The following is a 21,841-nucleotide window of genomic DNA, read 5'->3' as shown; positions in this document are numbered from 1 at the left end:
GTTAATAAATTGTGAGTTCGTAAAAATTATTTGTCGGCGCAAACATACGATATTATTTTATTGTTTAGAATAGTTTTAAATAAAAATAGCTTATTATAATAGATGAATGATTCAACTTCGTAGCATCTATTATATGTTGCAAGGATTCACTGTAACTATTTCTATTAATCGTAAGGATTTCCTTACATTTATGCCATAACTAACATCCTAACTAATCAATTCAATGAGAACGCATAAGCTCCTACTCTCCGCTTTTATTTTTTTATTCTTTCCCACATTTTTGTTGGGTCAGCAAACACAGGTTGATCATGATCTCACAGCAATTATGCGTCGGTATAATGCTGTCGGGCTCAGTGTGGTCGTCGTCAAAAACAATAAAATTGAGTATCACAAAAATTATGGTTACAAAAACTTGGAAACCAAAACGGCTCTCGGAGAGAATGACCTCTTTAGAATTGCTTCTATTTCAAAGTCATTCACTGCAACATCATTAATGCAATTAATAGCAGATGGCCGATGCAAGTTAGACGACGACTTCGGAGATCTGATCGGTTTTCCAATCAGAAACCCCAATTATCCAGGAAAAAAAATAACACTCCGGATGATCCTTTCGCATACGTCCAGCGTCAATGATAAAAACGGTTACTTCAACCTAGATGTCATCAATCCATCCAAAAACCCAAACTGGAAAGATTCATACAATCTTTATGAACCCGGCACACAATACCAATATTGTAATCTCAACTTTAATATGGCCGGTGCCGTTCTCGAGAAACTGACCAATACACGTGTCGACAGCTACATTGTTAACCATATCCTCAAACCGCTCAACTTATATGGTGGTTACTGTATAGACTCCTTGGATCAGAAAAGATTGGTTTCGTTATACGCCTTTGATGAAAAGGGAAATCCCCATGAAGAGCCCAGTGCCTATAATCCACGTCGGGAAGAACTCAATCAATACATCCTGGGCTATAGCACTCCTGTGCTTTCTCCGACAGGTGGAATGAAAATATCTGCCTTAGATTTAGCCAGATACATGATGATGCACATGAACTACGGCCATAGTCAGGGAAAAAACATCATCAGTAAAAAATATGCGAAGATTATGCAGACGGCTGTAAATAAAGAATCAGGCTATGGATTAGCGATTATGAACAATGCAAAAATTGTCCCCGGTGTTAACCTGACAGGACATACCGGTTCGGCATATGGGCTTTATAGTGCGCTGTTTTTCAATCCAAAGAAAAAATATGGGTTTATTGTGATAACCAATGGCTGCAATATTCCCGATAGCGATGACTTCAACCCTTTGCTTAAAGATTGTATAGGAGCCTTGTACGATGCATATATCAAATAGGTAACAGCTTACATCAAGTAAACAAAAGCCAACCCATAAACTATAACCTTGTCGCTAAGCTTTATGGGAAAACCAGAGGCCCTCGGATCGACTGGACAATAAACAAAATAAAAAAGCTGCAGATTTTGCAGCTTTTTTATTTTGTTATTTTTACTATTTCTTGTTTTCTACCCAGTTTACAATAGCCGGATCCAGCGGATTGGTCGCTGAACGGAAACGATGTACAAGTTTACCGTTCTCATCAATCAAAAACTTTTCAAAGTTCCATTTGATTTCACCTTTAAAATCGGGGTTCTCCTGAGCGGTCAAATACTTAAACAAGGGTGATATTTGATCTCCTTTTACATCGATCTTTTCGGCCATTAGAAAATCAACACCATAATTTTGTTCACAAAACTCTTGAATCTGCGCATTTGAACCCGGTTCCTGTTGTCCAAAATTATTTGCCGGAAAGCCAATAATGATGAGCTTATCGCCAAAGGTTTTGTGCAATTCCTCCAGATCTTTGTACTGTTTTGTGAAACCGCATTTTGAGGCAGTATTCACGATCAATATTTTCTTTCCCTTGAAATCGGACATTTTCACTTCTTGCCCATCAAGTGTCGTAAACTTAAAATCATAAAAATTGGGATTGCCAAATAACATTGACATATACACCATAATAGTTGCAATAATCATATCTAATTATTTTAAAGACTTAACAATGAATTACTCTCTCTTTCCAGTACCGCATCAAAAAGCTCGTTGATAGGAGATTTTAAAATAGTACCTACCTTTATCTGATGTGTTTCACAGACTTCCCGTAAAATTAAATCAAAACTATAAGCAATAGAACCTACAAAGTGACATGCATATTTATTATAGTCCGGATAGGTCAAAATCGAAGCTTGAACAAATTCTTCGAATCCACTCTTTACCAGATCAATAATAAAGGGATGGGTAATATTATCGGACATGAACGGCGCAAACGATGCTAAGAAAGCATTGGGACGTTCTTTTTGATAAACATTTTTGATGACGATCTCTTTATTTATTCTGTATTTGTTCGCAAATTTTTCATTCAGATCTTTCGGCATACGGCCATATAGAAAAAGTCTAACAAGATTTTTCCCGAAATATGCCCCTGACCCCTCATCACCTAATACATAGCCATTTCCATTATGCGATGGCATCAGCTCCTCTCCGTCAAAAAAACTCAAATCAGACCCTGTCCCTAATGTCGCTACATAACCTTTTTTATTACCACAGGTCGCTAAGGCACTACCAAAAAGATCATTCTCAACAGAAATGTAAGCATTTTCGAATAAGGGTGTCAATGCATTTGAAACCATTTCCCGACGATCAGGCGTAATGCATCCTGCACCAAAAAAATACAACTCAGTAACTTCATCGGCGTAGGGAATAATTTCGGGTATCTCCTTAATAACACGTGTGATTTCCTTTTCATTCACAAAAAAAGGATTGAGTCCATTTGTACTGAATGAGATAGGCGCACTATCTGGCAATTCCAACTTCCAATCCGACTTTGAAGAGCCGCTATCAACAACTAAGATCATACAAATTCTTGATTATTTTCCCCCTATAAACTACTGTATCAAACTTAGCAAAAATTCTGATAAAAAACAGATTTTTTGCTTCATCTCCCCAGCCCAATAAAAACGGGTATTTCATCCAAAGCAGCTATTATGCCTATCGATTTACACCTCATTTCTTAAATAAATTTATGTATATTGGAGGGTACTATTAGCTGCTTCCCGTCATTGTTCTTTTTCTACTGAAGGAACAATGATGGGGCACGCTGATTCATAATTGTAGAACCAACAATCTATTTTTTTGTTTGGTTAAGCGTACGATACTTTTAATTTTGTAAGCTCATACTAAAATCATCTTTCATGGACAGTGACCATTTCAGTATACCCGAAATACATTTTGAGGTATCATTTTCAGAAGCACAAGCTCATTATATCGAAGTAAAAATGAGCATCGCAAAGCTCAACCAGCCTTATGTCGATCTAAAAATGCCGGTCTGGTCTCCTGGATCTTATTTAATTCGTGAATATGCTAAAAACGTTGAACGATTCCGATCATTTGACAAAGCAGGAAATACAATTTCCTACCAGAAAGTTTCAAAGAACACCTGGCGAATACCCACAGAATCTTTGGATCAGATCGAAGTAATCTACGCCATATACGGTTTTGAAGTTTCTGTGCGTACCAACTTTTTCGATAGTGACCATGCTTTTATTGTACCTACGGCAACTTTCTTTCATATCGATGGCCGTATAAACAATCCTTCGACAATCAGCATAGCACTAAAAGATTCTTGGGCAAGTATATCAACTGGACTCGAACAAATTGGAGAATGCAAGTTTTATGCGCCAAATTTTGACGTATTATACGATACGCCCATCGAAGCTGGTAATCAGGATGTCTGGAAATTCCAGGCTGCCGGTGTCGAACATGAATGCGCCATGGTCGGAGGTGGCAGCTATAATAAAGAACGCCTGACGAAAGATATCACACGTATCGTCGAAGAAGAAACCCGCATCTGGGGTTCGAACCCCAATGAGCGATATGTCATTATTACCCACAACTACCAATCTGGAGGTGGAGGTCTAGAACATCTCAATTCAACAGTATTGGGAGCCTCGAGAAATGCCTATCTAAATGAGACCAGCTACAAAAACTATTTGAGTCTCGTTGCACATGAGTATTTTCACCTATGGAATGTGAAACGCTTACGTCCAAAAGCATTAGGACCGTTTAATTACGATGCCGAAAACTATACCACAGGCCTCTGGATCATGGAAGGATTCACTTCGTACTATGATAATTTAATTATTAAACGCTGTGGATTCTATGATGAAAAAGAGTATCTCGCTTTGCTAGCTAACGATTTCAACATTGTATTAAACCGTCCAGGGCATACGATACAGTCTGCAGCAGCCTCAAGTTTCGATACCTGGATTAAATATTATCGGCCTGATGAAAATTCGATGAATTCAGGAATTTCCTATTACAACAAAGGTGCAATGCTGACAGCATTGTTGGATATTAAAATTATTGCCGCTACAGAAGGTAGGCTAAAATTGGATGATGTTATCCGCGAGGCTTATGAGGAGTTCTACCTAAAACTTGATCGTGGATTTGAAGAAAACGAATTGAGAAGCCTTGCTGAACGTATCGCAGGCACTTCGCTGGATGATATTTTCAATGCTGCTCATCAGGACGGAGAACTGGAATACAACGATTATTTTAATCTCGTTGGATATGAAATTGTTGATACCAATGTTAATAACAACACGTTGACACTAGGCATTACAACCAATAAAGTGGATGGGCTAATTTCGGTAGCGACAGTGGAAAAAGATTCTGGTGCATATGATGCCGGATTAAGTGTAAAAGACGAACTGATTGCAATTAATAGTAACAGGCTCGATGTTAAGGACAAGGAAATTGATTTCATTGTTCAACATGCCAAAGAGGGGGAGATATTAAACTTCCTGGTGGCACGAGATGGTTTAGTGCGGGAAATCCCTGTTCAAATCAAAAAGAGCAATAAAAAGATATACGAAATCCGTCCGCTCAAAGAACAAACCTTTCTACAGGAATTGCTAGGTAAAATCTGGATGGCTTAACACGGAAGTATTATCATTAAAAAAAGAATAGCGGGAAATCCCGCTATTCTTTTTTTAAAATTTATATCTTACCGAAAAACCGATCGGATCAAATAATTTGATACTGGATTCGTTTAGAAAATCGAAATAAGGTTTTACATCCAATGAGATTTGAAACGGTGCCTGCGGAATATTATATTCAATACCTACGATACCGTCAATACTCAGATTAAGCTGTGAATCAAATGAATGACGCTGACCCTCGATAATTTTGTCTTTCTCCTTATAAGAACCGATACTACCACCAAAACCATAATACCAATTAAACCCAGCAGTCAATGGTTTATAGATTTCATATAAGCCCACAACGCGGAAACGGCGAAAATCAGAATTGCTCTGAATACTCATAATTCCTTCCAATGCATGGTCCGAGTTAAGCGTGTGACGATATGTAATTCCCTGAGCAGACCCGAAACGTCCACCAATAGCACCCCTATTGTCCAACTGAGCCATAGCTCTATTGGATAATGCTCCAAACATCAGCATTCCACCGACAGCCAAAAATATTTTTTTCATAAAAATCGTACGCTTTTTTTGCTTTACATTTTTCCAAACATAGATAAATTGCTTTTTATATGCAATATAATTGCAGTGCACATAAAAAACTATTTACCAGAACTTCCCCTACGAAGGACCTTTTCGATAGGGTAAATATCCATTACAGCTATAACGAAACAATGTTTAATTTGTTATGACAATAATCCCAAATTATCCAACTTTATTTCTGTATATTTAGGTCAATACAGCATGTAGTAGTAACCAAATAAACTCAAGTGATATGGGCAGAATTTTTGACTTTATAACCTTATATAAAGAAAAATACGCAAAGGACATCATGGTGGCAGGGCGAGATGGAAATGGCCAGTGGAAGACATATTCTACCAAAGAATACACCGACGCAATTGACACCTTAAGCAGGGCGTTACTGCAATTAGGCCTCAAAAAAGGTGATCGGGTAGGAATCATGTCCGGCAACAGACCCGAGTGGAATTTAGTTGATTTTGCCTGCAATCAAATCGGTCTTGCAACTGTTCCCCTCTATCCCACTTTATCCGCACAGGATCTTTCGTTTATTGTAAATGACTCGGATGTCAACGTACTATTTGTCAGCAACAGAGAATTGACGGACCGTATTGAACAAGCCATCAAGGAACACGGTATAAACCCACAACTGTATACATTTGATGCCATTGAAAATTATACGCAGCTAAAAACATTCATCGAAACAGCAAAAGATGACACAACCGACCTGGCTCCACTTCGAGAGGCTGTTACAGAAGAAGATCTATTAACACTGATCTACACTTCAGGTACAACAGGGCGCCCTAAAGGCGTATACCTGTCTCACAAAAACGTATACAGCAACGTCTTGGCATGCAATCATCTCATCCGATCGGATTTCAAAACGGCACTTAGCTTTCTTCCGCTATGCCATATTTTTGAACGCATGGTGGTATATATGTACTATTCGAAAGGAATCCAGATCTATTTTTCAGAGACCTTAGACAATGTTGTTGCCGATATCAACGATGTCAAACCGGATGTATTCACCACCGTACCCCGTGTCCTGGAGAAAGTATACGATAAGATTATTGAAAAAGGGAAAGCCTTAACTGGATTAAAAAAGAAAATTTTCTTCTGGGCTGTTGATCTTGGCTTGAAATTTCAAGAACCAGCGCATAATGGACCACTTTACAATCTAAAACTTGCGATCGCTAGAAAACTGATATTTTCGAAATGGCAAGAAGCTCTTGGCGGAAATATTAAGATCATTGTATCCGGTGGTGCAGCTCTTCAAGAGCGTTTAGCGCGTGTATTCTGGGCCGCTGGACTTAAAGTACTTGAGGGATACGGCCTGACTGAAACATCTCCGGTTATTGCTGTAAACTCCTACTTACCCAATGGGTTGAAATTTGGGACTGTAGGCAAACCCCTGAAAAACTTAGAAGTTAAAATTGCTTCAGACGGTGAGATTCTTGTCAAGGGCCCTAGTATCACGACAGGCTATTATAAAAATGAAGAAGCCACAAAAGAAGCTTTTGACGATAATGGTTTTTTCAAGACGGGCGATATTGGAGAAATTACATCCGATGGTTTCCTAAAAATAACCGATCGAAAAAAGGAAATGTTTAAGACTGCAGGTGGTAAATATATCGCGCCCCAATCCATTGAAAACAAACTCATGGAGTCTACATTAATCGGACAGGTCATGGTTTTTGGAGAAAATAGAAAATTTCCCGGCGCCTTGATTGTTCCTGCATTTGATGTGCTGTCCAAATGGGCAAACCAAAAAGGTATTACCGGCGGTTCAAACGAAGAAATCATCAAAAATCCGGAAGTAATCCAAAAATATCAAGAAGAAATTAACCGATTATCCACTAACTTTGGACATTGGGAAATTGTCAAGAAATTTATTCTTCTTCCAAAGGAATGGACAATCAACGACGGTCAATTGACGCCAAAATTGAGTCTAAAACGAAAAATTATTTTAAAAGAGAACGAAGGAGCAATCGACAAATTGTATCAGGAACAAAACCAAGAGTAACAATTTGCACGATTATTGGAGCTGATCATCTTATTATGAAGCACGTTACACTACGAGATTTATTTACACTCGCCTACTGGAAAAACATTTGGCATGTCTTAATTGATGCCTTTAATGGATTCAATGATGACAAATGTATGAAGAAGAGTGCTTCATTGGCTTATTATACCGTCTTCTCCATCGGCCCACTTCTTATGATTGTTATCTGGTGTATTGGATTTTTCTATGGAGAACATCTTCAAAGTGGATCTTCAGCGCAAGATCAGGTGCTGGAGGAGGTCATGGTTCTTTTTGGTCAGGATGTGACCACACAGATCCAGTCCTATCTTCAGAAGATAACTTTCGAGAATAAATCTAATATGGGGATCACAATAGGTATCGTTACATTGATTCTATCCTCCACAACCTTATTCGTTGATATACAGGACTCAATAAACAATATCTGGAAAGTAAAACCGAAACCAAAAAAGGGATGGCTAAAATTAATCATCAACAGGCTGATTTCTTTTTCCATCGTGATTGCCCTTGGTTTTTTGCTAATTGCCTCACTCATGATCAACGGAGTTATTGTTGCCGTGACCAATTTAGTCATGACTTATTTTCCTTTTATTCCGATTGCACTCATTTCATGGGTGAATACGGGCATCACATTTTCGGTCATTGTCATTTTATTTGGCTTTATCTTTTCCTTCCTTCCGGATGCTAAAGTAAAATTCAGGGACATGCTTGGCGGAGCTATCTTTACAGGCTTACTCTTTATGTTAGGCAGGTACGGCATTTCAATCTATCTGAATCTTTCCTCCACAGCCAGCTTTTACGGAGCTGCGGGATCAATAATTGTTATGTTATTATGGATCTACTATTCGGCTGCAATATTGTATTTTGGCGCAGAATTCACCAAATTTTATGCGATCAAATTTGGTGCAGGCATTATTCCGTCCACATTTGCAGTAGCGGTTGAACAAACGGAAAAAGTTAAAAAAACAGGCAGCGACGCCGAAGCACATGTTGGAGACACCATTCAGGTCTTAAAATAAGCCGTCTATTTTTTCTCTTTTTTACCGCTAATGGAACCATCGATGCCAATGACATTGATGACTTTATCCCCAATTTGCGTAATATCGGATTTTAATCCCACCATAACGGTAAAAATATTCACGGGAGTATCCTGTATCTTCCTAAAATTATGGAGATAACCAAGCTCAAGACCTAAAAAGAAACCGTTAAATTTATAATCTGCCCCTGCACCTATTTTGCTGGAGAAATTCAGGTGATTTTTATTTTCCATCTTAATAAGCTTTTGGTCTGCGAGTACATTTGCCCTTGGCTCACTCGTCAATCCTACACCGGGACCTACAAAACCATAGATATTCAATAATCGCATCTGCTTCCTAATGCCCCCCGAAAATGAAAGGGTATAGAAATTGGTATTCGCATCTTCGATACGATACTCAAAATTCGGATCGACCAATCGCTGCTTATACTTGAATGAAAGTGTATAAAGTGTGGGGGATACAAAAAACATTGGATTTTTCAGGGAGATATCCAAACCAATACTACCAGAAAACTTTGGCGAAAGTATATCTTTGGTTTTTCCGATCGGAAAGCCCATTCCCGTTGTACCCCAATAGTAAACTTTTCGATAATGTATCGTATCAACACCGCCCTGAGCCCGCGCGAAAGTCCAACACAAAGAAAAAAGAAGAAAAGTAAAAAAGAATTGTTTCATTTAAATGCGTTCAATATTGAATAACAACAATATTAAACGCATTTTGTTCAAAAAAACCGTCAGGCTACAGGTAACTTTTTGATTGTGGTCCTTGATTGAATAGCAAATCGATAATGCTTAAATCGGGATAAAATCCATTTTTATCAGAAAAAACCTGATAATATTCTTTTGGCTCACGCAATACACTTTCTTTTTTAGGATGGATCAGGTTACGGAAATCGATCATTTCCGAAGGCGCAGCAACATACTCTTCTGTAAATCCTATTGCTCGTTTAAGTTTGATCGATTTTAGAATGAGTTCTAATTGAGCAACATTAAAGTCTACCAAATACGCAAACTTTTCCTCATAGAATCGTATAAAATCATCTTCATAATATTCAAAATATGCAGAGCTACGGTAAGCTGTCTGAATACTTAGCCAATGTAAACGCTGCCAGTCAAACTCATAACTTATCCGAATATCTTTCATAGGAACACGTTCCTTATTGCCATGTTGAATGGGTACGATCAAATCCTGCACCCCATTTGCAGAAGCAATGCGTGCGCGCGTACGATAACTCTGCTTTTGAAAATGCTCATATTTCTCGATGACCAAAGGAAGATTATGCTCTTGTATCGTATGAAAATAGGATATTGGTGGAAGATAACATGCCGGAAGTAATAACTGCGATTCCATAAAAACTGATGATTTTTGTTATAAGTGACGCAAAAATAACTTAAATTAAGGATATTTGTAAAGAACACTGGGAATTTTAGCTATAGCATGAAACAAAAAGCGTTAAACGCATTAATCTATATCATCTCTCTTCTCCCCTATTGGTTTCTATATTTGATCTCCGATGGGCTTTATTACATACTCTACTATATTATTGGATATAGGAAGAATATTGTATTTCAGAACTTAAAAAATGCTTTTCCAGAAAAAACGGATAAAGAACGTCTGGTAATTGCCAAAAAGTTTTATCGTTTTTTCCCGGATCTCCTTGTCGAATCGATCAAATTGAAAACGATTACAGCTGAGGAAGTCAAGAAAAAGATGACTTTGGAAAATGTAGAAGAATTGACTAAACACCTCGAAGCGGGCAAAAACGTAATCGGGGTGACCTCACATTATGCCAATTGGGAGCTGGGTATTCACCGTTTGAGCTTAATTACAAACTTTCCTACGCTGATTGTATACAAACCACTCAATAACAAAGATATTGACACAGTGTACAATGATATGCGAGGAAGGTTTGGCGCCGAAATGGTACCAATGAAACAAATACTCCGTCATATCGTAAAGTTGAAAGGCCAACCCAATATCAGTATACTCGTTGCCGATCAAACACCGCTGTATTCGGATTCCGATTATTTTATTAATTGGCTAAATCAGGAAACATTGGTCTATACAGGAGCTGAAAGACTGTCTAGAATAAGTAAAGCACCTGTGGTCTATTGCTATATCGGAAGAAAGCCCAAAAGAGGGCAATATTTCTGTAAATTCGTTACTTTAATCGAAGATCCAAGTGGCTTTGGAGAGCATGAAATTACCGATATACACAATCAATTTGCGGAACAGCTTATTCGTGAAAACCCAGAATATTGGCTATGGTCACATAATCGTTGGAAAAGAAAACGTAGAAAATGAGTAAATTACCAAAAGTAGCTGTCGTTATCCTCAATTGGAATGGCCGATTTTTCCTGGAAAAATTTTTACCATCCGTATATAACAGTTCTTATCCGAATGTCGAATTTGTCATTGGAGACAATGCCTCCGATGATGATTCAATTTCATTTGTGAAACAGTACTATCCTACGATTACTATCCTTGAAAATGACAAAAACTATGGCTTCGCAGGAGGTTATAACAAAATACTGCAGCGTGTAGATGCTGATTACTATGTACTCCTCAATTCGGATGTTGAAGTGAGCCAAAACTGGATTGAACCAGTGATTGAATACTTGGAAAGAAACCCTTCCCTGGCAGCAGCACAGCCCAAAATACGCTCATTTCATGACAAGCAGAAGTTCGAACATGCCGGAGCGGCCGGTGGCTATCTGGATTACTTTGGCTTTCCTTTCTGTAAAGGTAGAATCCTACATGAAGTAGAAGACGATGCGGGACAGTACGATAATGAATCCGAGATTTTCTGGGCATCTGGAGCTGCACTTTTTATTCGCTCTGACGCCTGGAAGGAGGCAGATGGCCTTGACGAAGATTTCTTTGCTCATATGGAGGAAATCGATCTATGCTGGCGATTAAAGAAAATGGGCTATGGCATAGGCTATTGTCCGAAATCTATTGTTTATCATGTTGGTGGGGGCACCCTCAATGCAAGTAATCCCAAAAAGACTTACCTCAATTTTAGGAATAACATGGTCATGCTGCAAAAAAACCTGCCGCTAGGCAAAGCAATATGGATTATTTTCATCAGGCTTTGGTTTGACTTTGCAGCCCTTGTTAAGTTTCTGATCGACAGGAAACCCAAGGATGCCTGGGCGATCAGTCGCGCACATCAGTATTTCTTCTTGAATATTTTCAAAAATGCTAAAAAACGAAAAAAATACAAGGCGAAAGAAAATACCAAAGGGCAGTACACAAAATCGATTATCATTGATTTTTACACAAATAACAAACATAAATTTTCTCAGCTAAATCCGGAGGATTTCAAATAGCGTATTATTTCCCTGTAACATAAAATGCAGAAAAACGCATTTTCAAAATAAAGCAGTCATTACGACAAGATTCTTTATTTATTTTATTTAAACGTACTTTTTATTTGTAATTTTGCAAAATGTTGGTGATGGATATTGAAAAAAAGATAAAAGACTTAACGGCAGAGCTCAACCATTATAACTATCAATACTATGTATTGGCGAACAGTGTTATTTCGGACTACGACTTCGACCTTAAATTAAAGGAACTCGAAGCGCTGGAAGCTCAATATCCCAACTTTGCCGACCCCAACTCCCCTACACAGCGTGTTGGTGGAGACATTACCTCCCGATTTCAAACGGAAAAGCACCGCTGGCCAATGCTTTCATTGGGCAACACATACAATCAGGAGGAATTACTTGACTTCGACCAGCGAATCCGCAAAATCATCGGCGATCAGTTTGAGTATGTTTGTGAATTAAAATTTGACGGTTTATCCATCAGCTTGACTTATGAAAATGGCCTACTAAGTAAAGCCGTTACGCGCGGTGATGGTACACAAGGCGATGTTGTCACAAACAATGTTAAAACCATTCGTTCTATCCCGATCAAACTTAAAGAAGGAGATTATCCAGATCAATTCGAAATACGAGGTGAAATATTTATGCACAAATCAGCTTTTCTCCGCCTGAATAAGGAACGAGCTGATAACGAGGAGCAAACCTATGCCAACCCAAGAAATTTCGCTTCTGGAACCATCAAACTCCAAGATTCTGCTGAAGTTGCAAAACGCCCATTGGACTGTTTCCTTTACTTTTTGTACTGCGACAACAGAACAAATCTATTTCACGACCATTGGAATAGCTTAAACCATGTCAAAGACTGGGGATTTCACGTCAGCGAGCATAGCAGAAAATGCAGCACATTAACCGATGTTTTTGCATTTATTGACTACTGGGATGTCGAACGTCATAACCTAGGTTATGAAATTGATGGAATTGTTATTAAAGTAAATGATTACGCACAACAGGAGGAACTTGGCTTTACTGCCAAAAATCCACGTTGGGCAATATCCTATAAATTCAAAGCAGAGCGTGTAGAAACCACATTGAACTCGATTAGTTATCAAGTTGGACGTACCGGCGCTGTTACACCTGTTGCCAATCTTCAACCTGTACAACTGGCAGGCACAACGGTAAAACGCGCTTCTTTACACAATGCAAATGAAATCGCACGTCTCGACCTACACGAAGATGACACTGTCTTTGTAGAAAAAGGGGGCGAAATTATACCTAAAATAATTGGGGTAAACCTCGAGAAAAGATTAGCAGGATCGACAAGTTTTGTCTACCCCACATCTTGTCCAGAATGCGACACAGCACTTATACGACAAGAAGGGGAAGCCGTACACTATTGCCCTAATGAAACTGGATGCCCGCCACAAATTGTTGGCAAAATGCAGCATTTTATCGGACGAAAAATGATGGACATCGAGGGAATGGGGGACGAGACCGTGGATACTTTCTTCAAGAAAGGTTTGTTACGCAATATCGTTGACATCTATGGCCTAAAAGACCATCAAGATGACCTGCAACAACTGGAACGTTTCGGTCAAAAATCAATCGATAACATGCTCAACGGCATCGAAAAATCCAAAGAAAAACCTTTTGAAAAAGTCTTATTTTCGCTTGGAATACGTCATGTCGGCGAGACGATTGCAAAAAAATTAGCCCAGCATTTCAAAAATATTGATGCACTCGCACAAGCCTCGACAGAGGAAATCGAAGGAGTACAAGACATTGGACGCCGTATTGCGGAGAGTGTCAAAGAATACTTAGACAATCCAATTCATCAACAACAGATTGTTGCACTGAGAAATTATGGCTTAAATTTCGAAATTGAGGAAAAGGAGATCATCCTTGCGAGCAATTCACTTGAAGGGAAAACCTTCCTGATTTCTGGTGTATTTGCAGACCATTCACGTGAAGAGCTAGCAGCAGTAATTGAAAGCAATGGCGGAAAGATGTTATCTTCCATTTCTGCCAAATTAAGCTACCTCGTAGCGGGAGATAAAATGGGACCGTCCAAACTAGCGAAGGCAGAAAAATTGGGTATCCCGATGATTAATGATAAAGAACTATTTGAACTCATTAATCCCAAGTAAGTTTTTTTAATTAAATTTATATAAATACAAAAACAAGATGAACGAGCTTCACGGCGCAGGAGTAGCATTGGTCACTCCTTTTAACTCAGATGAATCTGTTGATTTCGAAGCATTAGGTCAGCTAATTGACTTGCAAATCAACGAAGGTATGGATTATTTGGTTTCTTTAGGTACAACTGGAGAAGTTGCCACTTTAACCAATGATGAACGAAAGCGTATCTGGGATTTTACTGTCAAGCGCGTGAACGGTAGACTTCCTTTGGTTGCTGGAATTGGCGGTAATAATACAGCCGAAATTGTGGAACAAATTAAAAACTTTAATCCAACAGGCTTCTGTGCAATTCTATCTGTATCTCCTTATTATAACAAACCAACACAAGAAGGCATTTACCAGCATTACAAGGCTGTTTCAAACGCCTCTCCACTTCCGGTTATTTTATACAATGTGCCTGGGCGTACGGGCAGCAATATAACAGCACAGACAACATTACGACTAGCCAATGATTTTTCCAATATCGTAGCCATCAAAGAAGCTTCTGGAAATTTTGCGCAATTCAGCGAAATTCTACGGGATAAACCTACGGGATTTCTATTGATCTCCGGAGATGATCCGGTTACCTTGCCGATGATGTCTCTTGGAGCTGCTGGTATCATTTCAGTGATCGGAAACGCATTACCGAAAAAGGTTGCCACATTAGCTAAGTTATGCGCTGAAGGCAATTATGCGGAAGCTAGATCGATCCATAATGAACTCCTTGACATTACAGATCTGTGTTTTATTGAAGGAAACCCTGCTGGTGTAAAATATATTTTACAGGAATTGGGGATCGGAAAAGATCAATTACGACTTCCTTTAGTCCCTGTTAGCGAGAAAATACAGGCAGCTATCAAAGAAGAATTAAAGAAATTGAACTAAAATATAGCCTAGTTCGGTTGAGAAAAGTTTAGATCCCTCCAAAGGATCTAAACTTTTTTATTTCAAAGCTTTGCAACATAACAATATAATAACTACCTTTGCACTTCCACAAAAGTGGAATTTTAAATAACAAAATTAATTAACACAATGCAACAGTACGAATCTGTAATCGTTCTTACCCCGTTGCTTTCTGATGATGCTGCGAAAGAAGTAATCGCAAAATTCAAAAACATCTTAACAGAAGGCGGAGCCGAGATTGTCGCTGAAGACAATTGGGGTTTGAAAAAATTAGCGTATCCAATCCAGAAAAAAACTACTGGATTTTATCACTTAACTGAATTCAAGGCTCCAGGTGAATTAATCAATAAATTAGAGGTTGAATACAAACGTGATGAGCGCATTATGCGTTTCTTGACTGTAAGCTTAGACAAACATGCTAAAGCATACAACGAGAAAAAACGTAGCGGTGCATTCAACAAAAAAGCTGAAACTAAAACTGAGGAGGGCGCAAACTAATGGCTAACGAAAATATCCAATACGTAACTGCTCCTAAAGTAGAGGACAACCGTAAAAAATACTGTCGTTTCAAAAAGAATGGTATCAAATATATCGATTATAAAGATGCTAACTTCTTGATGAAATTTGTAAATGATCAAGGTAAAATCTTACCTCGTCGTTTAACTGGTACATCTTTGAAATTTCAACGTAAAGTAGCTCAAGCTGTTAAACGTGCTCGTCACATCGGCTTATTACCTTACTTAGCTGATGCAATTAAATAAGGAGGACGATAGAAAATGGAAGTAATTTTAAAACAAGATATCAAAGGCTTAGGTGAGCAAAACGATATCGTTAATGTAAAGCCAGGTTTCGGTCGTAACTACTTAATCCCGCAAGGATTTGCTATCCAAGCGACTGAATCTGCAAAGAAAGTTTTAGCTGAGAACATCAAACAAGCTCAGTTCAAACAAGAAAAAATCAAAAAAGACGCTACTGAATTAGCTGGTAAATTGGAAGCTATTAAACTTTCAATCGGTGCTAAAGCAGGTGAATCTGGTAAAATCTTTGGTAAAGTAAACAGCATTCAAATTGCTGATGCGTTGAAAGCAAAAGGTTTTGATGTAGATCGTCGTCGTATCACTTTCGAAGTAGAACCTAAAGAATTAGGTGAATACATCGCAAACTTAAACTTACACAAAGAAGTGAAAGTTCAAGTTCCTTTCGAAGTAATTGCTGAATAATTCAGTTTATTTAGTCAATAATAAAAAGCGGCTATCCTTTCGGATAGCTGCTTTTGTTTTTACCCATACTTTAGCCAAAAAAAAACTCGCGTTACGGAGAGCAACGCGAGGCATAATCTAGGGTATTTGAAAGGGAAAATCTTTGTCAATTTCTATTTTTTTTCAAAAAAATAACTCCTAAATCATCGAGTCAAAAAAAACAATATCAAAATCAAAAAAATCGAAACAAATTCTTTTCGAAAACCAATTTCAATACTCAAAAGAAGCAAAAAATATTGGTTTTTGCAAATAAAATTGATTTTTTATAAAAAATTAAACACAAATACATAAAAACTAACAATAAAACCATATTAAAACACAAAAACACAAAAAAATACAACACATTAAACTACTAAAAAACAAAACAAAAGCATAAAATACACCAAAATAAATAAAATACAGAAACAAAACACATCAAAACAAATAAAATATATACACAAAACAACTAAAAGTCGAAATAAAATCAAAAAAATTGGATTTTAAAAACAAAAAAAGCCTGAAATAGAATATTCCAGGCTTTTTTTGTCATTTAACTAAGTTATGCTAATTGTTTTTCTAATTTCTCGTTCAATACTGATTTTGGAACAGCTCCAATTTGTTTATCAACAATTTCTCCATTTTTAAAGAACAATAAAGCTGGAATATTACGAATGCCATAACGAACAGAAATCTCTGGATTTTCATCCACATTTACTTTTCCTACAACAGCTTTACCTTCATAATCCTTAGCCAGTTCTTCAACCACAGGACCTACCATACGGCAAGGACCACACCATTCTGCCCAAAAATCAATTAATACTGGTTTGTCTGCTTTTAAGACAACTTCTTCAAAGTTGCTATCTGTAATTTCTAATGCCATAATCTTTTAATTTTATAAACCGAAGTTATATCTTTAATACTATTTAATTGCTAAAATCAATAAACAAAGATAGTAACAACTACCAATGTATTTGTAATCTTAATTACACAAATTCCAATCCAAACTAATTCAATCGGTAATTTATCCCTTCAAACTTATCTATACAGTCCAAAAATTCATTTGTTAGGTTTATTTTCAGACTTTTAGCTGGCATTTCGACAGATATTTCATCTTGGGGATCCCAAATTTTAAACTTTAATTGACAATTTGGCACAACCCCCTCAATCTCATTTTGCGCCAGTATATCTTTGATTCCGTCAAGAAATGCTTCATTCAACTTAGGTAAAGGAATATTGATCGTAAAACTCTTCGCCATCTTCTCACGAAGATCCGAAAGTAACTGTACACTGCGCAGCTCAAAGCCCCAATTTCCAACCTGCCTGAAACGCTCCTGTACCAAACCCCGCAATTGTACAAAATAGCCTTCTTGCAAATAGCCCTTTAACTTGACGTACTCTTCGCCAAAAACTGCCATATCATAAGAATCACTATAATCTTCTATGATAAACGACGCAAAAGGTTTACCAGTCTTCGTTAATCGATGGTTTGCCGATGCGATAATACCACCGATCACCAATTCTTTATTCTTGATTCGATTAAACTCAAGCAAAGTCTCTTCATCGACCTCTGCCGCCTTAACTTTGTTGATCAATGCCAAATCCGAAACCGAATTCTGACAAAAATGTTCTATCTCAAAGCGGTATGTATCTAAGGGGTGACTGGTCAAATAAATACCGATAACATCTTTTTCATATTTAAGCTTTTCAATCAATCCCCATTGCGGACAGGGTGCCAAAACAGGTTCCGGCAATTCTGCAGCACCACCTACACCAAACAAGCTCGCCTGGGCCGAACTTTCATTTTCTTTAAAACGCTGGCCGAATCGTATCGCCTTTTCCATTCCTGTAGAACTTTCATCCGAATGAAAATACTGTGCACGATGCGTATTATCGAAACTATCAAAACCACCAGCATAAGCCAGACTCTCGAAAGCTTTCTTGTTGACCGCACGAAGATCAATCCGTTTGGCCATATCGAAAACAGATTTATACAATCCTGATTGTCGAGTTTGCACGATAGCATCTACTGCTCCTGCCCCGACACCTTTAACTGCACCTATCCCAAAACGAATAGCTCCAGACTCATTTACCGTAAACTTATAATAGGATTCATTCACATCAGGACCAAGCACCTCTAGTCCCATACGCTTACATTCCTCCATAAAGAACGTCACCTGCTTGATGTCATTCATATTGTTAGAAAGTACCGCAGCCATATATTCCGCTGGAAAATGCGCTTTCAAATAGGCTGTTTGATAAGCAACCCAAGCATAACAGGTAGAATGGGATTTATTAAATGCATAACTTGCAAAAGCTTCCCAGTCGGTCCAGATCTTCTCCAAAACTTTTGCATTATGTCCTTTCTCCTCTGCCTGTGAAACAAACTTAGGCTTCATCTTATCCAGTACCGCCTTTTGCTTCTTACCCATAGCCTTACGCAAAACGTCGGCATCACCTTTCGAAAATCCAGCTAACTTTTGAGACAAAAGCATTACCTGCTCCTGGTATACCGTAATTCCATACGTTTCTTTCAAATATTCCTCACAGGCATCCAAATCGTAAACAATAGGATCTATACCATGCTTACGCTTAATAAAACTTGGAATATACTCTATTGGACCCGGGCGATAAAGTGCATTCATCGCAATCAAATCGGCAAATACCGTCGGCTTAAGGTCCCGCATGTATTTCTGCATTCCAGGAGATTCATACTGAAACACCCCGATGGTCTCTCCACGTTGAAAGAGCTCATAAGTAAGCTCATCGTCGATCGGAAATTGATCCGGATCCAGCACGATACCATGGCTTAATTTGACATTTTCGACTGTATCTTTAATCAGTGTAAGTGTCTTTAAACCCAAAAAGTCCATTTTCAGCAAACCGGCACTTTCAACAACGTGGTTATCGAACTGCGTCACATAAAGATCCGAGTCTTTTGCCAAAGAAACAGGAACGAAATTAGTAATATCGTCTGGCGTAATAATAACACCACAGGCATGGATACCTGTATTTCGGACAGAACCCTCCAAAACCCGGGCCTGTCTGATCGTTTCAGCCTCCAATCCAGCACCATCAGCAATAGATTTCAACCGATTAACAGCTTCAATTTCCTCAGTTCTCAGCTTTTCCTTTAAGCCGGCATCATCTAAAGTAAAAATCTTGGATAATTTAAGATTCGGAATCAGCTTGGCAATCTCATTGGCATCACCCAAAGGTAAGTCCAATACACGCGCTGTATCTTTGATGGATGACTTCGCTGCCATTGTACCATAGGTAATAATCTGGGCAACCTGACTAGCGCCATATTTATTGATTACATATTGCATGACACGACCACGCCCCTCGTCATCAAAATCGATATCGATATCCGGCATTGACACACGGTCGGGATTCAAGAAACGCTCAAAAAGCAAGTCATATTTAATCGGATCGATATTGGTAATTCCCAAACAATAGGCTACCGCCGAACCAGCAGCAGATCCCCGTCCTGGCCCCACGGAAACTCCCATATCTCGGGCTGCCGCAATAAAATCTTGAACAATCAAAAAGTAACCCGGATACCCCGTTTTCTCGATGGTAGCCAACTCAAAGTCTAGGCGCTCCCGAATATCAGTCGTAATTTCTTCATAGCGTTTCTCCGCCCCCACATAACAAAGATGGGCCAGGTATTTATTTTCACCACGTTTTCCACCATCTTCAAGATCGGCTTCCACCTGAAATTCTTCGGGTATATCAAATTTAGGCAAAAGGACATCGCGGTTTAACTTAAATATCTCTACCTTATCGACAATCTCCTGAATATTTAGAATCGCTTCAGGCAGATCATTAAACAAAGTCTTCATTTCGTCTGAAGACTTGAAATAATACTCCTGATTCGGTAAACCAAAACGAAACCCTCGTCCCCTACCTTTAGGCGTTGAGAGCTTCTCACCATCTTTCACACACAGCAAAATATCATGTGCATGCGCATCGCCTTTCTTCTCATAATATGTATTATTGGTCGCAACAACTTTAACCTCATATTTACGGGAAAACTTCAGCAACGTTTGGTTCACACGATCCTCATCTTCCTGACCATGACGCATCAATTCCAGGTAAAAATCATCCCCAAATTGTTCTTTCCACCACAGCAAAGCTTCTTCGGCCTGGCTCTCACCAATATTCAGTATTTTATTCGGCACCTCCCCCTGTAAGTTACCTGACAGCGCAATAACATCTTCCTTGTATTGAAGAATAAGATCTTTATCAATCCGCGGAACATAATAGAACCCAGACGTATAAGCAAAAGAAGCCAGTTTAGCCAGATTATGGTACCCGCGTTTATTTTTCGCCAATAACACAATCTGATAACCATTATCCTTCCTGGACTTATCTTTGTGGTTTTCACAAACAAAAAACTCACAACCAACAATTGGCTTTAAAAGCTGACCAGTAGGCTCCTCTCCATTCTCAACTGCCTCCGCATTTTGTGCTTCAACTTCTTTATTATGGCCTATAACACGAGAAACAAACTCAAAAGCCCCCATCATATTTCCGTGATCCGTTAACGCAACAGCAGGCATATTATCCTTGACCGCTGCCGAAACTAACTTATCGTACGACATCGTCGACTGCAGGATCGAAAACTGAGAGTGGTTATGTAAATGGGCAAATTTGGCATCCTTTAAAGCTGCTAACGCGTCCGCATCAACGACAACCTTGACTTCATCTGGCTGAGACCGTTTTCTAATTTCATCAGAAGCTGCTTTTAGGTTGATATGTTTCAGTCCAACAGTGGGTATAGGCCCCGGGTTGTTGGTTTTAAAATCGACAAAGTAGCCCGTATCGACCTGAAGTTCTTCGGCAGTGAATACCTCTCTTCTGACAAGCTCCAGAAAACAACGTGTTGTCGCCTCAACGTCGGCTGTTGCATTATGTGCCTCAGCAAACGGCACCCCGAATAAATAAGAATGCAGCTCGGTCAAATTGGGTAATTTAAAACGCCCACCGCGACCGCCTGGAATTTTCAGCAGTTCAGCTGTTACTTCCGTACAGGTATCCAATACAGGCATATTAGCCATATTGGACGCAACACCATAACGGTAAAATTCACAGCCCATGATATTCAAATCAAAACCAATATTTTGTCCAACAACAAACTTGGCTTTATTCAATGCCACATTAAATTTCTCTAGGACCTCCTGAAGCGGCAATCCCTGTTCTTCGGCCAATGCAGTCGATATGCCGTGTATTTTTTCAGAGTCATAGGGTATATCAAATCCATCTGGCTTAATCAAGAAATCGTGATGTTCGACCAAATTTCCCATCTCATCATGGATCTGCCAAGCCAATTGAATACAGCGAGGCCAATTGTCCGTATCGGTAATTGGTGCGTCCCAACGCTTAGGCAAACCCGTCGTTTCCGTATCGAAAATAATATACATAAAATTCTAACCCTCTTTAATACAATACATTAAATGCAAGACAATTTACATTTTTTTGAACTTGAAATTTACGAAATTATTAGAGAAGATTGTGTCAGATTTTTGCGAAAATCCACTAAAGAAAATCTGGCGT

The 21,841-nt window shown here is 38.7% G+C and carries 18 protein-coding genes; 11 read left to right on the top strand and 7 right to left on the bottom strand.

The features are described from left to right. Positions 1-223 precede the first annotated feature (223 nt). The gene (locus L1283_RS16020; RefSeq protein ID WP_088162778.1) at positions 224-1,360 is read left to right on the top strand and encodes a serine hydrolase domain-containing protein; all 1,137 of its coding nucleotides are present in this window, start codon (positions 224-226) and stop codon (positions 1,358-1,360) included. Positions 1,361-1,513: 153 nt separating this feature from the next. On the opposite strand, the gene L1283_RS16015 is transcribed toward L1283_RS16020, so the two are convergent. After that, the gene (locus tag L1283_RS16015; RefSeq protein WP_088162779.1) at positions 1,514-2,038 is read right to left on the bottom strand and encodes a glutathione peroxidase; all 525 of its coding nucleotides are present in this window, start codon (positions 2,036-2,038) and stop codon (positions 1,514-1,516) included. Positions 2,039-2,049: 11 nt separating this feature from the next. After that, positions 2,050-2,916, bottom strand: a complete 867-nt coding sequence (locus L1283_RS16010; protein WP_088162780.1) for an N-acetylglucosamine kinase — start codon at positions 2,914-2,916, stop codon at positions 2,050-2,052. A 336-nt stretch (positions 2,917-3,252) separates the two neighbouring features. Between L1283_RS16010 and L1283_RS16005 the strand changes: the two genes are divergently transcribed. Further along, positions 3,253-4,998: a M61 family metallopeptidase gene (locus tag L1283_RS16005; protein ID WP_145328706.1), complete on the top strand. Its 1,746-nt coding sequence runs from the start codon at positions 3,253-3,255 to the stop codon at positions 4,996-4,998. 54 nt (positions 4,999-5,052) lie between these two features. On the opposite strand, the gene L1283_RS16000 is transcribed toward L1283_RS16005, so the two are convergent. Next, on the bottom strand, positions 5,053-5,553 hold the full coding sequence (locus tag L1283_RS16000) for a hypothetical protein (protein WP_088163737.1): 501 nt from the start codon (positions 5,551-5,553) through the stop codon (positions 5,053-5,055). Between the two features lie 262 nt (positions 5,554-5,815). Here L1283_RS16000 and L1283_RS15995 point away from each other — a divergent pair, with 262 nt between their 5' ends. Together L1283_RS15995 and L1283_RS15990 are read left to right on the top strand one after the other, a co-directional pair. Beyond that, positions 5,816-7,582 (top strand): AMP-dependent synthetase/ligase, encoded by a 1,767-nt coding sequence (locus L1283_RS15995; protein ID WP_145328708.1) that lies wholly within the window; start codon positions 5,816-5,818, stop codon positions 7,580-7,582. Positions 7,583-7,617: 35 nt separating this feature from the next. Next, the gene (locus L1283_RS15990; RefSeq protein ID WP_145328711.1) at positions 7,618-8,619 is read left to right on the top strand and encodes a YihY/virulence factor BrkB family protein; all 1,002 of its coding nucleotides are present in this window, start codon (positions 7,618-7,620) and stop codon (positions 8,617-8,619) included. Between the two features lie 5 nt (positions 8,620-8,624). On the opposite strand, the gene L1283_RS15985 is transcribed toward L1283_RS15990, so the two are convergent. Further along, a complete protein-coding gene (locus L1283_RS15985) occupies positions 8,625-9,311 on the bottom strand; it encodes a hypothetical protein (protein WP_145328712.1) in 687 nt (228 codons plus the stop codon). A 64-nt stretch (positions 9,312-9,375) separates the two neighbouring features. Then, complete coding sequence (locus L1283_RS15980) at positions 9,376-9,987, bottom strand: WbqC family protein (RefSeq protein ID WP_145328714.1); 612 nt, start codon at positions 9,985-9,987, stop codon at positions 9,376-9,378. Positions 9,988-10,074: 87 nt separating this feature from the next. On the opposite strand from L1283_RS15980, the gene L1283_RS15975 reads away from it, so the two are divergent. From L1283_RS15975 to rplI, 7 genes are all read left to right on the top strand, one after another. Then, a complete protein-coding gene (locus L1283_RS15975; protein ID WP_088162786.1) occupies positions 10,075-10,941 on the top strand; it encodes a lysophospholipid acyltransferase family protein in 867 nt (288 codons plus the stop codon). Further along, a complete protein-coding gene (locus tag L1283_RS15970; RefSeq protein WP_145328716.1) occupies positions 10,938-11,969 on the top strand; it encodes a glycosyltransferase family 2 protein in 1,032 nt (343 codons plus the stop codon). Before L1283_RS15975 ends, L1283_RS15970 begins: the two co-directional genes overlap by 4 nt. Positions 11,970-12,088: 119 nt before the next feature. After that, positions 12,089-14,113 carry an NAD-dependent DNA ligase LigA gene (ligA, locus tag L1283_RS15965; RefSeq protein ID WP_088162787.1) on the top strand — a complete coding sequence of 675 codons (2,025 nt, stop codon included), beginning with the start codon at positions 12,089-12,091 and terminating at the stop codon, positions 14,111-14,113. 37 nt (positions 14,114-14,150) lie between these two features. Continuing rightward, positions 14,151-15,029, top strand: a complete 879-nt coding sequence (dapA, locus tag L1283_RS15960; protein WP_088162788.1) for a 4-hydroxy-tetrahydrodipicolinate synthase — start codon at positions 14,151-14,153, stop codon at positions 15,027-15,029. A 147-nt stretch (positions 15,030-15,176) separates the two neighbouring features. Continuing rightward, positions 15,177-15,545 carry a 30S ribosomal protein S6 gene (gene rpsF / locus L1283_RS15955; protein WP_046671750.1) on the top strand — a complete coding sequence of 123 codons (369 nt, stop codon included), beginning with the start codon at positions 15,177-15,179 and terminating at the stop codon, positions 15,543-15,545. Further along, positions 15,545-15,808: a 30S ribosomal protein S18 gene (rpsR, locus tag L1283_RS15950; RefSeq protein WP_028071347.1), complete on the top strand. Its 264-nt coding sequence runs from the start codon at positions 15,545-15,547 to the stop codon at positions 15,806-15,808. Before rpsF ends, rpsR begins: the two co-directional genes overlap by 1 nt. Positions 15,809-15,823: 15 nt before the next feature. Continuing rightward, entirely contained in the window at positions 15,824-16,267 is a 444-nt protein-coding gene (rplI, locus tag L1283_RS15945) for a 50S ribosomal protein L9 (RefSeq protein WP_046671751.1), read from the top strand. A gap of 577 nt (positions 16,268-16,844) precedes the next feature. Here rplI and trxA read toward each other — a convergent pair. Together trxA and dnaE are read right to left on the bottom strand one after the other, a co-directional pair. Further along, positions 16,845-17,165, bottom strand: a complete 321-nt coding sequence (trxA, locus tag L1283_RS15940; protein ID WP_046671752.1) for a thioredoxin — start codon at positions 17,163-17,165, stop codon at positions 16,845-16,847. A gap of 124 nt (positions 17,166-17,289) precedes the next feature. Further along, positions 17,290-21,708, bottom strand: coding sequence for a DNA polymerase III subunit alpha (gene dnaE / locus L1283_RS15935; protein ID WP_088162789.1), 4,419 nt, complete (start codon positions 21,706-21,708; stop codon positions 17,290-17,292). Between the last annotated feature and the right edge of the window lie 133 nt (positions 21,709-21,841).

It is taken from the genome of Sphingobacterium sp. HSC-15S19, assembly GCF_050433745.1.
Lineage (GTDB): Bacteria > Bacteroidota > Bacteroidia > Sphingobacteriales > Sphingobacteriaceae > Sphingobacterium > Sphingobacterium siyangense.
This window is presented reverse-complemented; position numbering and strand designations above follow the sequence as displayed.

What these genes read in the sequence shown, in the direction of transcription:
- L1283_RS16005 (WP_145328706.1), top strand. Translation starts at nt 3,253, where the DNA reads ATGGACAGTGACCATTTCAGTATACCCGAAATACATTTTGAGGTATCA.
- dapA (WP_088162788.1), top strand. Translation starts at nt 14,151, where the DNA reads ATGAACGAGCTTCACGGCGCAGGAGTAGCATTGGTCACTCCTTTTAAC.
- trxA (WP_046671752.1), bottom strand. Translation starts at nt 17,165, where the DNA reads ATGGCATTAGAAATTACAGATAGCAACTTTGAAGAAGTTGTCTTAAAA.
- L1283_RS15995 (WP_145328708.1), top strand. Translation starts at nt 5,816, where the DNA reads ATGGGCAGAATTTTTGACTTTATAACCTTATATAAAGAAAAATACGCA.
- L1283_RS16010 (WP_088162780.1), bottom strand. Translation starts at nt 2,916, where the DNA reads ATGATCTTAGTTGTTGATAGCGGCTCTTCAAAGTCGGATTGGAAGTTG.
- L1283_RS16000 (WP_088163737.1), bottom strand. Translation starts at nt 5,553, where the DNA reads ATGAAAAAAATATTTTTGGCTGTCGGTGGAATGCTGATGTTTGGAGCA.
- L1283_RS15985 (WP_145328712.1), bottom strand. Translation starts at nt 9,311, where the DNA reads ATGAAACAATTCTTTTTTACTTTTCTTCTTTTTTCTTTGTGTTGGACT.
- L1283_RS15990 (WP_145328711.1), top strand. Translation starts at nt 7,618, where the DNA reads ATGAAGCACGTTACACTACGAGATTTATTTACACTCGCCTACTGGAAA.
- L1283_RS16020 (WP_088162778.1), top strand. Translation starts at nt 224, where the DNA reads ATGAGAACGCATAAGCTCCTACTCTCCGCTTTTATTTTTTTATTCTTT.
- L1283_RS15975 (WP_088162786.1), top strand. Translation starts at nt 10,075, where the DNA reads ATGAAACAAAAAGCGTTAAACGCATTAATCTATATCATCTCTCTTCTC.
- dnaE (WP_088162789.1), bottom strand. Translation starts at nt 21,708, where the DNA reads ATGTATATTATTTTCGATACGGAAACGACGGGTTTGCCTAAGCGTTGG.
- ligA (WP_088162787.1), top strand. Translation starts at nt 12,089, where the DNA reads ATGTTGGTGATGGATATTGAAAAAAAGATAAAAGACTTAACGGCAGAG.
- rpsF (WP_046671750.1), top strand. Translation starts at nt 15,177, where the DNA reads ATGCAACAGTACGAATCTGTAATCGTTCTTACCCCGTTGCTTTCTGAT.
- rplI (WP_046671751.1), top strand. Translation starts at nt 15,824, where the DNA reads ATGGAAGTAATTTTAAAACAAGATATCAAAGGCTTAGGTGAGCAAAAC.
- rpsR (WP_028071347.1), top strand. Translation starts at nt 15,545, where the DNA reads ATGGCTAACGAAAATATCCAATACGTAACTGCTCCTAAAGTAGAGGAC.
- L1283_RS16015 (WP_088162779.1), bottom strand. Translation starts at nt 2,038, where the DNA reads ATGATTATTGCAACTATTATGGTGTATATGTCAATGTTATTTGGCAAT.
- L1283_RS15980 (WP_145328714.1), bottom strand. Translation starts at nt 9,987, where the DNA reads ATGGAATCGCAGTTATTACTTCCGGCATGTTATCTTCCACCAATATCC.
- L1283_RS15970 (WP_145328716.1), top strand. Translation starts at nt 10,938, where the DNA reads ATGAGTAAATTACCAAAAGTAGCTGTCGTTATCCTCAATTGGAATGGC.